Annotated in this window: 12 protein-coding genes and 2 pseudogenes; 6 read left to right on the top strand and 8 right to left on the bottom strand. The window is 34.0% G+C overall.

Features of this window, described 5'->3' with window-relative positions:
- Positions 1–11: 11 nt before the first annotated feature.
- The 3 genes from E2558_RS05960 to cidR form a co-directional block, all read right to left on the bottom strand.
- Entirely contained in the window at positions 12–695 is a 684-nt protein-coding gene (locus E2558_RS05960; RefSeq protein WP_126565477.1) for an LrgB family protein, read from the bottom strand.
- Entirely contained in the window at positions 692–1084 is a 393-nt protein-coding gene (locus tag E2558_RS05955; protein WP_126565476.1) for a CidA/LrgA family protein, read from the bottom strand. The genes E2558_RS05960 and E2558_RS05955 overlap by 4 nt, the downstream gene beginning before the upstream one ends.
- A 275-nt stretch (positions 1085–1359) precedes the next feature.
- Positions 1360–2244, bottom strand: coding sequence for a cidABC operon transcriptional activator CidR (cidR, locus tag E2558_RS05950; protein WP_126565475.1), 885 nt, complete (start codon positions 2242–2244; stop codon positions 1360–1362).
- A gap of 302 nt (positions 2245–2546) precedes the next feature.
- Between cidR and E2558_RS05945 the strand changes: the two genes are divergently transcribed.
- Positions 2547–2762 (top strand): sterile alpha motif-like domain-containing protein, encoded by a 216-nt coding sequence (locus E2558_RS05945; RefSeq protein WP_126565474.1) that lies wholly within the window; start codon positions 2547–2549, stop codon positions 2760–2762.
- A gap of 265 nt (positions 2763–3027) precedes the next feature.
- Positions 3028–3462 (top strand): CHAP domain-containing protein, encoded by a 435-nt coding sequence (locus E2558_RS05940; RefSeq protein ID WP_126565473.1) that lies wholly within the window; start codon positions 3028–3030, stop codon positions 3460–3462.
- 147 nt (positions 3463–3609) lie between these two features.
- Here E2558_RS05940 and E2558_RS05935 read toward each other — a convergent pair whose 3' ends face one another.
- Both E2558_RS05935 and E2558_RS05930 read right to left on the bottom strand, forming a co-directional pair.
- Positions 3610–4884 carry a hydroxymethylglutaryl-CoA reductase, degradative gene (locus E2558_RS05935; protein WP_126565472.1) on the bottom strand — a complete coding sequence of 425 codons (1275 nt, stop codon included), beginning with the start codon at positions 4882–4884 and terminating at the stop codon, positions 3610–3612.
- A gap of 1 nt (position 4885) precedes the next feature.
- On the bottom strand, positions 4886–6040 hold the full coding sequence (locus E2558_RS05930; protein ID WP_126565471.1) for a thiolase family protein: 1155 nt from the start codon (positions 6038–6040) through the stop codon (positions 4886–4888).
- Positions 6041–6324: 284 nt separating this feature from the next.
- Between E2558_RS05930 and E2558_RS05925 the strand changes: the two genes are divergently transcribed.
- Complete coding sequence (locus tag E2558_RS05925) at positions 6325–7491, top strand: hydroxymethylglutaryl-CoA synthase (RefSeq protein ID WP_126565470.1); 1167 nt, start codon at positions 6325–6327, stop codon at positions 7489–7491.
- A 482-nt stretch (positions 7492–7973) separates the two neighbouring features.
- On the opposite strand, the gene E2558_RS05920 is transcribed toward E2558_RS05925, so the two are convergent.
- The gene (locus E2558_RS05920) at positions 7974–8495 is read right to left on the bottom strand and encodes a methylated-DNA--[protein]-cysteine S-methyltransferase (RefSeq protein WP_126565469.1); all 522 of its coding nucleotides are present in this window, start codon (positions 8493–8495) and stop codon (positions 7974–7976) included.
- A 90-nt stretch (positions 8496–8585) separates the two neighbouring features.
- Here E2558_RS05920 and E2558_RS05915 point away from each other — a divergent pair, with 90 nt between their 5' ends.
- On the top strand, positions 8586–8897 hold the full coding sequence (locus tag E2558_RS05915; RefSeq protein ID WP_126565468.1) for a YrhK family protein: 312 nt from the start codon (positions 8586–8588) through the stop codon (positions 8895–8897).
- 54 nt (positions 8898–8951) lie between these two features.
- Here E2558_RS05915 and E2558_RS05910 read toward each other — a convergent pair whose 3' ends face one another.
- Complete coding sequence (locus E2558_RS05910) at positions 8952–9413, bottom strand: hypothetical protein (RefSeq protein ID WP_126565467.1); 462 nt, start codon at positions 9411–9413, stop codon at positions 8952–8954.
- Between the two features lie 331 nt (positions 9414–9744).
- Here E2558_RS05910 and E2558_RS05905 point away from each other — a divergent pair.
- Together E2558_RS05905 and E2558_RS05900 are read left to right on the top strand one after the other, a co-directional pair.
- Positions 9745–10289, top strand: a pseudogene (locus tag E2558_RS05905) (TetR/AcrR family transcriptional regulator).
- Between the two features lie 78 nt (positions 10290–10367).
- Positions 10368–10814 (top strand): annotated as a pseudogene (locus E2558_RS05900) (VOC family protein).
- Between the two features lie 54 nt (positions 10815–10868).
- Here E2558_RS05900 and pruA read toward each other — a convergent pair.
- Positions 10869–12413: an L-glutamate gamma-semialdehyde dehydrogenase gene (gene pruA / locus E2558_RS05895; RefSeq protein ID WP_126565466.1), complete on the bottom strand. Its 1545-nt coding sequence runs from the start codon at positions 12411–12413 to the stop codon at positions 10869–10871.
- Positions 12414–12424: the final 11 nt, after the last annotated feature.

Genomic DNA, 12424 nt, shown 5'->3' with positions numbered 1-12424 from the left:
TCATATTCCCATTAATAAAATAAAATAATCATAATTGGAATAAGTATTGAACTAATTACAGCTGTTAATATCATTCCAATTGAACTAAACGCGCCAGATTCAATATCATGTTCTAACGCTTTTGCCGTGCCAAACGCATGTGATGCGTTACCGTATGTTAAGCCTCTTGCGATCGATGTTTTGAAATTACCTACTTTCAATAACATTGAACCCATCATACTCCCTATTAGCCCTGTAGTAATAATGAATAATACGGTAATCGTATCTGTACCACCTAATTCATGAGATACTTCGATGCCTACAGCAGCTGTGATGGAACGAGGTAAGATTGTCACAATCGTTTCTTCAGAGTAACCTAACAACTTTAACGAACTAAACACTAACACAAAATTAAGAATGACTCCAGCCATTACGCTTGAAAATATGATACTCATATTCTCAATGATTTTACGTCGATTCTTATAAAGTGGATACGCTAAACACACAACAGTCGCGTTTAGTAAATGATTAATCCATTTACCACCAGCCATATAATCATGATAATTTTGATGTGTAGCTAATAAAACGATAATCACACCAATAGAACCGATTAAGGCAGGGTTTAACAATGGATTGTTATATTTAAATTGTAACCTTTTTGCCAATAGGTACATTACGACGGTTAACAATATCATAAAAATTGCTTTTAATATCATCTTAACTCATTACCTTTCTTGGTATTAGGTTCTTTTACCATTTTTTCAGCGATATAACCTGAAACAAGGGCAACACAACTTGTACCTACTATAATTAATAAGAAGAAGATGATATAGCTCTTAGTAATATTAGAAAAAACATCCATAATACCGACAACTGATGGGATAAAGAAGAACACCATCGTCGATAATAAAAATTCTGCACCTTCTGATATCCAGTTAATGCGAAGGATTTTAAATTCTAATAAAAGATATAGCAAAATCATACCTACAATACTGCCAGCAAGTGGAATGTGTAAGAGATCTTGCAGCAAACTTCCTATATAACTAATGACTATAATAATGGCAACTTGAACGATAATTTGTGCAATTATGAGCGCTTTTTTCAAGGTGACTGAACCTCCACTAAAATATGTCTAAATTGTTACAGCTAAATTTAAAACTATATTCATAATTGTAATTTATGTTGAAAAACTATAAAAATACTCATTTTAAATGTTATCTATAGTTTTTTTCTATGTAACCGTTTTATTTTAGAAAAAGTCAGTTTTGTTTGCGCTATGCCATATTGTTTTCATTTTCAAATAAAAGAAAAGCAGGCCAATGAAATCTACTGTAATTAGAAGATTTCACTTTCCCGCTTCTCCGCGAATGATTCAAATAATCAGTCGTATTTTAAGCGTTCACTCATAAATTCAATCCACTTCGAAGTGGCATGACTTAGTAATTTATCTTTCTTCCATATTGCGCCAAGTTCCCAACGCATACCTGGATCTTCAATCTTGATGCTTTTAATATTATCTTTTAACATGCTCGCAATATGTTCCGGTAAAATACTTACCCCTAACTGCGCCAACAATAGATACTCTATAAAATTCCATTGCGACACATTTGAAACTGTATTGGGTATGAAGCCAGAATTCTTAGCAGCCGCAATAATCTTATCGTTAAGATAGAAATCTTCATTGAACATGATGAAATCTTCATTCTTCAAATCAGCCATCGTCACTGAATCGCGCGTCGCCAACTCATGTTCACCGCTGACTACTAATCTTAAATCCTCACTATATAATGACAAATAGTCAAAGACATTCTCATTAATAGGAATTGTCGTAATACCGATATCGATTTGGTCGTTAATCAAACGCGTTTCAATCGATTTACCGCCACTTTCATTCAAATTGTATGTCACGTTCGGATAGAGTTTATGGAACTCACCTAGAATATATATAAAGTGTTGCATGTCCATCACGGCAGACATACCAATATTAATATGACCTGTTTCAAGTCCAAGTAACCCATTGATTTCATAAGGAATATTGTCATATAATGCGATAATTTCTTCGCACTTTTTATAGAATACTTTACCTGCATCAGTAAGCACTAAATAACGTTTTTGACGGTCAAACAACGTCATATTGAGCTCATTTTCAATATCCTTAATTGCCTTACTGATTGTCGGTTGGGCGATATATAAAGACTTTGAAGCATTTGTCATACCACCTTGATTTACAACTTCCATAAAGTACTTCATATGTTTGATATCCAAATGCTCACCCTCTTTGCTTTTACTTCTACTAATATTATACACAAATTTATTTTTTATTTTTTGGAAAATTAAAATCCATCACGGTACGCTTACATAAAATGATAAATATAAAAAATATGACTTTGATAACATATACACGCACACGCTATACATTATACAAAATCATATTTTCAATACTATAAAATACTCAATTAATCTAAAATAATATATTTGTATTCAATTTAAATTAAACTCATTGGTATTTTTATTTTGCAAAAAATGTTATAATCGTAACGGCTCAAATTGAATATCGAGGTGAGGCATTGAGCTTTTACGAATTTATGCAAAATTTTGTTGGTGATGACACACCATTAGGTGAATTGGTAAATTGGATTAATCAAGATAACAATTTCCCTAGAGACGTGAAGAGCCAAATCGAAATATTGACATACTTTCGACATAATCCGTGTCCAGAAAACATACCGGTGACTATTGTTAAAAGAGCTTTGTCTGTTTTTAACCAATTCACAAATGTATGATTTCTAATAATGTAGTTATACATTCATGGAAGTATCATCTCAGATGACGGACGCCTTTCGGGGCGTTCGTTTTCTTTTTCTTTTTACAACATACCCCTTTTACTTTACTAAAATCACAAATTTGTAAAATTAGTTACAAAACTTAATGGAATATTTCATACATATTACATTTACTTGTATAATTGATTTCTTATATTGTATTACACCTTTTTAGCGAATATGATAAATACAGTTTTTAAGTATTTTATATTTTGGGGAGAACAAAATGAAATTCAAAAAATTATTATCACGTCTTTTATTAGCTACTGGAATCATGTTCGCTGGAACTTTCACATATCAAAATATTGAACACACGCACGTTTCTCACGCTGCATCATATAACTATTACAATAGAGGGCAATGTACTTGGTGGGCATACCAACGTCGCGCTCAATTAGGTAAACCTGTTTCAAATAGATGGGGCAACGCAAAGAACTGGTATTACAATGCACAACGTTCAGGATATAGAACAGGCCACGTTCCTCGTCGCTACGCAGTAATGCAATCAACTGCAGGATATTATGGTCATGTTGCTGTTGTAGAGCGTGTATATAGAAATGGAAGCATTTTAGTATCAGAATATAACTATAATGTACCACTTGGATACGGCACACGTTACTTAAGCAGAAGTGCTGCACGCAGTTATAACTACATTTACTAAATTTAATGCTATTTAAATATATAAGAATCCCTTAATGATGTAAGTACCAATGTCTTACTTACTTCATTAAGGGATTTTTTCTTTAATCCAAAAAAGAGTAGGCTTAACATTCTCATGCTAAACCTACTCTCTATTTAAACTTTTTAATTATTTTCTTAATTCTTCTAAAATACGTTGTGCAGCAGCAGTATTGGCTTTAGGTTCTTGTTTTAAAGCGTCTGCTACTTTAGCAATTTCATCACCTTGCGCACCTACAACAATCGCTAATGATTTATATTGTAAGCTCATATGGCCTTTTTGAATACCTTCAGACACTAAGGCTCTACACGCTGAAAAGTTTTGTGCTAATCCTACGGCAGCAACGACTTGTCCAAGTTCTTGTGCCGTTTCTACATTCAATAAATCTAATGAAGCCTTAGCGATTGGCAATACTTTCGTGCCACCACCGACAATCGCTAAAGTCATCGGTACTTCAATGGTACCCACAAGACGACCGCGGTCTTCATCGTATTCCCATGTTGCAATACCTCGGTATTGACCATCACGACTCGCATACGCATGTGCACTTGCTTCTGCACCACGTGTATCATTACCTGTGGCTAATACTACTGCATGAATACCGTTCATGACACCTTTATTATGTGTCGCTGCACGATGAATATCTACTTGTGCAAGTACTGAAGCACGTTCCATACGTTTAGCTACTTCTTCACCCGAACGTTCTTCTCTATTTAGATCTTCGACTTTGATCTCACCTTGTACACGTACAACAGACGCTGTAGCATGATTTGATAAAATACTCATTAACACGTCGCGGTTGGGGAACTCATTTTTCAAATGAGCTGTAATCGCTTCTAAAATCGTGTTAAGCATATTGGCGCCCATCGCATCTTTCGTATCTACAAAGACCTTTAGTGATAGCAACTGTTGCTCAGGGAATGTATCAATATCAATACGACGATAACCGCCACCGCGTTCAATGATAGATGGATACGCTTCATCAGCGATTTGTTTAATTTGAGGCTCAATATTTTTAATATCCTGCGCTAAGGCCTCTGTATCTTCTACTGCATCAAAGACGATTTGTCCAATCATCAAACGCTCACTCTTAACCGTTTTGAAACCGCCAGTATTGTTAACTAGTTTCGCACCATAACTTGCTGCTGCAACCACAGAAGGTTCTTCCACCATCATTGGCACAACATATTCTTTGTCATCAACAATAATTTTAGGTAATAACCCTACTGGTAATGTGCCTTGTCCAATCACATTTTCGATTAAACTATTGGCTACTTCTTCATTAATCATCGGGTTGTTGCGTAATACCTCATAATTATCGTCATTTAACCAACCGTATTCGACTAATTGTTTCAACTTATCTTCACGTGATAAATGACGAAACGCTTTGTCTAAACTCTTCATTTTACTGTGCCCCTTTTTCAACCATTAATGCGATACCTAAACCGCCACCGATACAAGCAGTTGCGATACCTGTTTGTTTGTCTTCTTGTTCAAGCGCGTTCACTAATGTTGTTACTAAGCGTGCACCACTTGCGCCAATTGGATGACCTAAAGCAATCGCTCCACCGTAGATGTTCAACTTCTCATCAGGAATATGTAAATTGTCTTTAACGGGAATACTTTGAGCTGCAAATGCTTCCGTCATTTCTACGATATCAACGTTGTCGATCTTGCTATTCGTTTTTTCTAATAACTTTTCAACTGCATAGAATGGTGCATATCCCATGAATTGTGGATCACAACCAACTTCTGCGTAATCACCAATAATACCAAGAATTTCGAAACCATGTTCTTTCGCATATGATTCTTCCATTAAGATTAACGCAGATGAACCATCATTGATGCTTGAAGCATTCCCACCAGTCACGGTACCGTCCTCTTTGAAAATGGTCTTTAACGTCGCAAGTTTCTCTACACTTGTATTTGGACGCACACCTTCATCTGATGTCATCGTTTCGCCTTCAGCATCTTTCATCGAAATGATTTCGTTGTTAAACTTACCTGCTTCTGTTGCTTTAGCCGCTTTAAGTTGTGAATTATTCGCAAATTCATCTTGCATTTCACGCGTGATGTCATATTTCTCAGCGATATTTTCTGCAGTCACGCCCATTGGTACGTAATGAAAAGCATCAGTTAAACCATCATGCATGAAGCTCTCAACAGGTTCTTCGTCTTCTTTTAAAATGAGTTGTGGTGCATTTGTCATACTTTCTACACCACCAACTGCTACTACATCTGCTTCACCTAATTGAATCAATTGTTTACCTAAGATGATGGCTTTTAATCCTGAGCCACATACTTCATTGATAGTCATTGCTGGTGTCGCATCTGGAATACCTGCTTTAATAGCGATTTGACGCGCTGGGTTTTGTCCGACACCACTTTGTAACACATTACCAAAGATGACTTGTTGGATTGTGCTAGGATCGATATCAATGGCCTCGATTGCACCTTTTAATGCAGTCGTACCTAATTCTACTGCTGAATAATTTCTCAATTTCCCTTTATATCTGCCAATTGGTGTTCTTTTGGCACTTACAATAGCGATTTTTTTCATTCTTTATCTCCTTGTATGTAGTTTATATATAATTGTATTTTAGTTATTGATTTTGGTAAAATGATTACTAATATGATTGTTAATAATAGCAATGAAATAAACGTTTCATTCAATGTTGGTTCACGCATTACTATTACATTTAATAGCATTAAACAATATTTAATTATGCATTTCAACACTTTGAATGAAAACGCTTCCCAAAATTTTATAATATTTTGATTATTTATATAACGTTTCTATTATTAATATGATTAATACTACTATTTTGAAAGGATGTAATGCCCGTGAGTATAGGTATCGATAAAATTAATTTTTACGTCCCTAAATACTATGTAGACATGGCTAAGCTTGCAGAAGCACGCCAAGTTGATCCAAATAAATTTTTAATAGGTATTGGACAAACCCAAATGGCTGTAAGCCCAGTATCACAAGATATCGTATCTATGGGAGCTAATGCTGCTAAGGATATTATAACAGAAGATGATAAAAAACATATCGGAATGGTTATCGTCGCTACTGAATCAGCAATTGATAATGCGAAAGCAGCTGCTGTTCAAATTCACAACTTATTAGATATTCAACCATTTGCTCGTTGTTTCGAAATGAAAGAAGCATGTTACGCGGCAACACCAGCGATTCAACTTGCAAAAGATTATCTTGAGAAACGTCCTAACGAGAAAGTGTTAGTTATCGCGAGTGATACAGCACGTTATGGTATCCAATCAGGCGGTGAACCCACTCAAGGTGCTGGTGCAGTTGCAATGGTGATTTCTCATAATCCTAGCATTTTAGAATTAAATGATGATGCTGTGGCATACACTGAAGATGTGTATGATTTCTGGCGACCAACAGGCCATAAATATCCACTTGTAGCTGGTGCATTATCTAAAGATGCTTATATTAAATCTTTCCAAGAAAGTTGGGGAGAATATGCACGTCGTGAAGGTAAATCATTATCTGATTTCGAATCATTATGTTTCCATGTTCCATTCACTAAGATGGGTAAAAAAGCATTAGATTCAATTATTAATGATGCGGACGAAACGACACAAGAGCGTTTAACTGCTGGTTATGAAGATGCTGTATACTATAACCGTTATGTAGGTAACATTTATACTGGTTCTTTATATTTAAGTTTAATTTCTTTACTTGAAAATAGAGACTTAAAAGCTGGACAAACGATTGGTTTATTCAGTTATGGTTCTGGTTCAGTTGGCGAATTCTTTAGTGCTACGTTAGTTGATGGCTTTGAAAATCATTTAGATAAAGAAGGTCATAAAGCATTATTGAATCATCGTGAAGAAGTTTCAGTGGAAACGTATGAAGCATACTTTAACCGTTTTGATGAGTTAGAGTTTGATCATGTTGCTGAGAAATCTGAAGACGACAAGGATATCTTCTATTTAGAAAGTATTGAAGAAGATATTAGACAATATCATCGTCCTGAATAATCTATAAATGGATTTTCATTGCGCTCTAGTTGTTAAGAAATTCTTAGATGGACAGCCACTAGTTTCGTTGTGATGCTTGCCTAGGGGGCTGGGTCGAGCCTTGGTCTCGACACTCATCCTGCTCCCTCAGGCGTCACACAACGTCATTCGTAGTTCATCTTTAGAATTTCTTACATAAGTGCATAGCACTTATGTTCATTAATAATCAATACAGGAGTCTTCACAACTACACTTCGTAATCTATCTTAGAACTACTTACTTAAGTGTGTAAGCACTTAAGTCCATTAAATCGCTGCTCCCTCGGGCGTCACACAACGTCACTTGTTGTTCATCTCTCGAATTTCTTTCCTAAGTGGTGTAGTCCTGAGGCTCATAATGATTATGTTTTATTAAGCTTCAAACAAAGTCATTTTATGATTTATGTTTTAATTTATAGTCAAAATAATATGTTAAATGGAAGTCGTGTTAGTACGGCTTCTTTTTTATGGTTTTGTGGAATGGGATGGTCTGTATAGGTTTGTCATATCGGCTTTTTCGATTTCTAATAATTTAATTTTGTTATCAATTGTACCTCCATACCCTGTTAAACTTCCGTCTTTTCCTACTACACGGTGACATGGAATGATAATTGAAATTGGATTTTTACCTACTGCGCCCCCTACTGCTTGGGCTGACATTTTAGGCTTATTTAGTGTTTTACCTACTTGTTTAGCAACATCTCCATACGTTACAAACCCACCGTATTCAATACCTTGTAAAACTTTCCAAACGAGTCGTTGAAATTCAGTTCCTTGAGGTTTTAATGGAAAATCAATTGTAGGGTTATTTCCTAAGAAATAGTCGTCCAACCATTGCTTTACTTTTCCGAAAATAGCTAAATTCGAATGTGTCGGATACTCTAAATCTGAAGAATTATATTTGTACAATACGTGTGTAATTGCAGTACCATCACTAATAATTTCTAAATTCTGCACGGGCGATGTATATAGCATTGAATAAGGCATGACTCTCACTCCTTTGTGGTTATTATGACGAAGTTTGGAATGAATGTACAACGGGAAACTTCAATTATTAAAGTAATGGAGGAATTGCTGATGGCAGGTTTGAATAAAGATGACGTTGATTTACATTTCAATACGAATAAATTTAATGAAGATGACCACGCTAAACAAATATCATTCTTTTATAAAGCGTTATATCAAATTAATGATATTGTATTAGGTTTAATCTTTTTAGTGGGAAGTTTTTTTAGTGACAATACTGTATTTGCAGGGACAGTGCTTTTTGTAATTGGAAGTATCCAAATGATGATTAGACCGCTGATTTCATTTATTCACGATTTGAAACTTTCAAGCTATTATAAACATAAATACAGAAATACTAAAAAAGAAACTAAACATCTTTAACATAAAAAGGGAGTGCACTATAACTTAATATAGTGCACTCCCTTGTTTATTATATTAGAAATTATATAATTCATAACCTTTGTCTTTAGCATATTCTAAAGCTAAAATTTCTAAAACGTTAATAAATGCTGGTTCATCTTTGACGTTTACATATTGGAATTTTAATCCATATTCTTCAGCAGTAATATTTTTAATATCATCTTCGCTTACGCCTTTTTCTTGAGCTAAAGCTTTTTTGAACTTAGTAGTTCCAACGCCAGATTTTAAATTATATTGTCCTAATTTATTGAATAAATCTTTAGTAATTGGTTGGTATCCTGTAGAAAAACCACCAGTTTGTCCGACAAAGATTGGTGTTTTTTTATCGAAAATCACATATACACCGTATTTGTCTTGAACTTTTTCACGGTCTTCTTTACTAAATGATAATGCGTTACTTTTATCATATTTAAATAATTTTTTTAGTTGTTTTTTGTTATCTTCTTTAATTTGATCTAATCTTTTACTACCTTTCATCGTACTTAATCCTCCCATATAGAGTATTTTTATAAAAACCATAGATAATATTGAAAAAATTTATAAAAAATACTATATTACTAAAATTTGTTAAATAATTTTTCATATTTATAATGATTGTTTTAAATAATATACCCTTTGTGACAATTTTGAAACCCACGTTTCTTTCGCACACTTATATATTATTTTAATAAATGAATTATTTATATTTTATTATTAATTCACAAAATATTTGGTATCATTGGTTTATTTGTGTATAAATATAACTTATAATTATATAATATGTATTACTTCTATTTTTTATATTGTGTACATGTTGGGGGAATATAACATGAACGATATAGATTTAAGAGTGATTAAAACTAAAAAGGCATTAACTCGAAGCTTGTATCTTTTACTTGAAAAAGAAATGTTCTCTAACATTTCTGTTAATAAAATTTGCGAAAATGCACAAATACATCGTACGACGTTTTATAAGCATTTTTATGATAAATATGAATTATTAAATTACTTATTAAAGTTAACGCATAATGCTTATTTTTCTGTAGATATTAAAGAGCGCTTAAATAATCCTTTTTATACCTTAGCCACTACTTTCAATAGAGAGGAAATTTCTCGTATTGAAGTGAAACAACAAGAAGATAAAGAATTTGAGAAGGCTCGAAATAATTATTTAATTGAATTTTTAAAAAATGAATTTAAAGATAATATGCACCGAATGCTATAGATAATTCAATACCATCAAGTTTAGTGTTTTATGTCTTTGGCGCAGTATTAACTAGCTTTCTAGAATGGGAACGAAATGAAAATTCGACGTTTAGTCCTAAAGAGATGGACGAGATGTTTCACAAGCTCGTTAATATAAAAGTTAAGTAGTCAGTAAATCATCGACTTTCACATTGGAATTTTATAAAATTGTACTTGTAAGCCATTAATTTTAAAAGGGGAAGTAAAATGACTGAATTACATCCATATTTGTCTTTTGAAAAAGCTAAAGATGCACTTGAGTATTATGAAAATGTGTTTGGTGCCACTAAAATCAATCGATTAAAAGTAGGAGAAAACCAAGCAGAAGATTTCGGAATGACTAAAGAACAAGTTGAAGATTCTACTATGCATGCTGAATTCGAAGTTCTAGGCGTTAAAATTCTGTGTTCTGACTCATTTGGACGCGTAGCAAATATTAATAACGGCATTTCTCTATTAATTGATTTCGACGTTAATGATCAAGAAGATGCATAAAAAGTTCAACAATTCTACAATAAGATTAAAGATCATGAATCACTTAATATCGAATTACCATTTGCAGAACAATTTTGGGGTGGTAAAATGGGCGTATTTACTGACAAATACGGTGTACGTTGGATGTTGAATGGCCAAGATTATTCTAAAATGTCATAACATATAGCAAATGGGAGCACTCTACTACGAGAGGCTCCCATTTAAATTTATAATTTAGAACATTTCTGAAACGACTTTTTGTTCTAAGAAGTTTAATAAGTAGTCTGGGCTACCAGTTTTAGCATCTGTACCTGACATTTTGAAACCACCGAATGGATGGTAACCTACAACTGCTGCAGTACAACCACGATTTAAGTATAAGTTACCTACATCGAATTCATTTACTGCTTTAATCCAGTTTTCACGGTTATTAGTGATGACTGCACCTGTTAAACCATAATCAGTATCATTCGCAATTTCGATTGCTTCTTCAAAGTTATCAAATTTAGTAAAGCCAACGACTGGACCGAAGATTTCTTCTTGCATCACTTGGTCAGAAGATTTTAAGCCTGAAATAATGGTTGGTTTAATGAAGTAACCTGTTGAATCGTCAGCTTCGCCACCGATTTCAATTTTACCTTCTTTACCACCAATTTCGATATATTTTTTAATTTTATCAAATTGTTTTTTATTAATAACTGGACCCATAAATGTATTATCTACAGTATTACCTACTGTAAGGTCTTTTGTTAATTCAATTGCTTTTTCTAATACTTCATCATATACAGAGCTGTGTACGATGGCACGTGAACATGCTGAACATTTTTGACCTGAGAAGCCAAATGCAGATGTTACGATTGATTGTGCTGCTAAGTCAGTATCAATATTCTCATCTACAACAATCGCATCTTTACCGCCCATTTCAGCGATGACACGTTTTAAGAATGTTTGGCCTTCTTGAACAACAGCACTGCGTTCATAGATGCGTGTACCAGTTGCACGTGAACCAGTAAATGTTACAAAGTGTGTATGCACTGAATCTACTAAGTAATCACCGATTTCTTTAGGATCACCAGGTACAAAGTTTACTACCCCTTTAGGAAGACCTGCTTCTTCTAAGATTTCGATTAATTTGTAAGCTGTTAAAACTGTATCTTCAGCTGGTTTTAATAATACTGTGTTACCTACAACTACAGGTGCCATTGTTGTACCAGCCATAATTGCGAATGGGAAGTTCCATGGCGGAATCGTTACACCAGTACCAATAGGTTTATAGAAGTATCTATTATGTTCACCTTCACGGTCTAATACTGGTTTACCTTCAGCTAAATCCATCATTGAACGTGCATAATATTCAAGGAAATCAATACCTTCTGCAGCGTCACCAACCGCTTCATCCCATGGTTTACCTGCTTCATATACCATAACCGCAGAAATTTCTTCTTTACGACGACGAATAATCGCTGCTACACGTAATAATAATTCTGCACGGTCTCTGTGTGACCATTTACGCCATTCTTTATAGGCTTTATTTGAAGATTCAAATGCTTTGTCCACGTCTTCTTTAGTTGATTTTGAAACTTTAGCAATCACTTCAGAAGTATTCGCTGGATTAATTGAATCGAATGTATCATCTTTAGTAATATGCTCTCCATCAATAACAATTGGAAGTGTTTGACCTAACTCACTTTTTACTTGTTCTAATTTTTTTTGAAATCTTTCCACATTTTCTTGTACTGAAAAATCAATCCCAGGTTCATTTTTGAAAGGTACTACCATTCTTAATTACC

Source organism: Staphylococcus pragensis (assembly GCF_004785665.1).
GTDB classification, from domain to species: domain Bacteria; phylum Bacillota; class Bacilli; order Staphylococcales; family Staphylococcaceae; genus Staphylococcus; species Staphylococcus pragensis.
The sequence above is the reverse complement of the archived record's forward strand: the minus strand, read 5'-3'. Positions and strand labels throughout refer to the sequence as shown.

What these genes read in the sequence shown, in the direction of transcription:
- E2558_RS05960 (WP_126565477.1), bottom strand. Translation starts at nt 695, where the DNA reads ATGATATTAAAAGCAATTTTTATGATATTGTTAACCGTCGTAATGTAC.
- E2558_RS05940 (WP_126565473.1), top strand. Translation starts at nt 3,028, where the DNA reads ATGAAATTCAAAAAATTATTATCACGTCTTTTATTAGCTACTGGAATC.
- E2558_RS05935 (WP_126565472.1), bottom strand. Translation starts at nt 4,884, where the DNA reads ATGAAGAGTTTAGACAAAGCGTTTCGTCATTTATCACGTGAAGATAAG.
- E2558_RS05930 (WP_126565471.1), bottom strand. Translation starts at nt 6,040, where the DNA reads ATGAAAAAAATCGCTATTGTAAGTGCCAAAAGAACACCAATTGGCAGA.
- E2558_RS05920 (WP_126565469.1), bottom strand. Translation starts at nt 8,495, where the DNA reads ATGCCTTATTCAATGCTATATACATCGCCCGTGCAGAATTTAGAAATT.
- E2558_RS05915 (WP_126565468.1), top strand. Translation starts at nt 8,586, where the DNA reads ATGGCAGGTTTGAATAAAGATGACGTTGATTTACATTTCAATACGAAT.
- E2558_RS05910 (WP_126565467.1), bottom strand. Translation starts at nt 9,413, where the DNA reads ATGAAAGGTAGTAAAAGATTAGATCAAATTAAAGAAGATAACAAAAAA.
- pruA (WP_126565466.1), bottom strand. Translation starts at nt 12,413, where the DNA reads ATGGTAGTACCTTTCAAAAATGAACCTGGGATTGATTTTTCAGTACAA.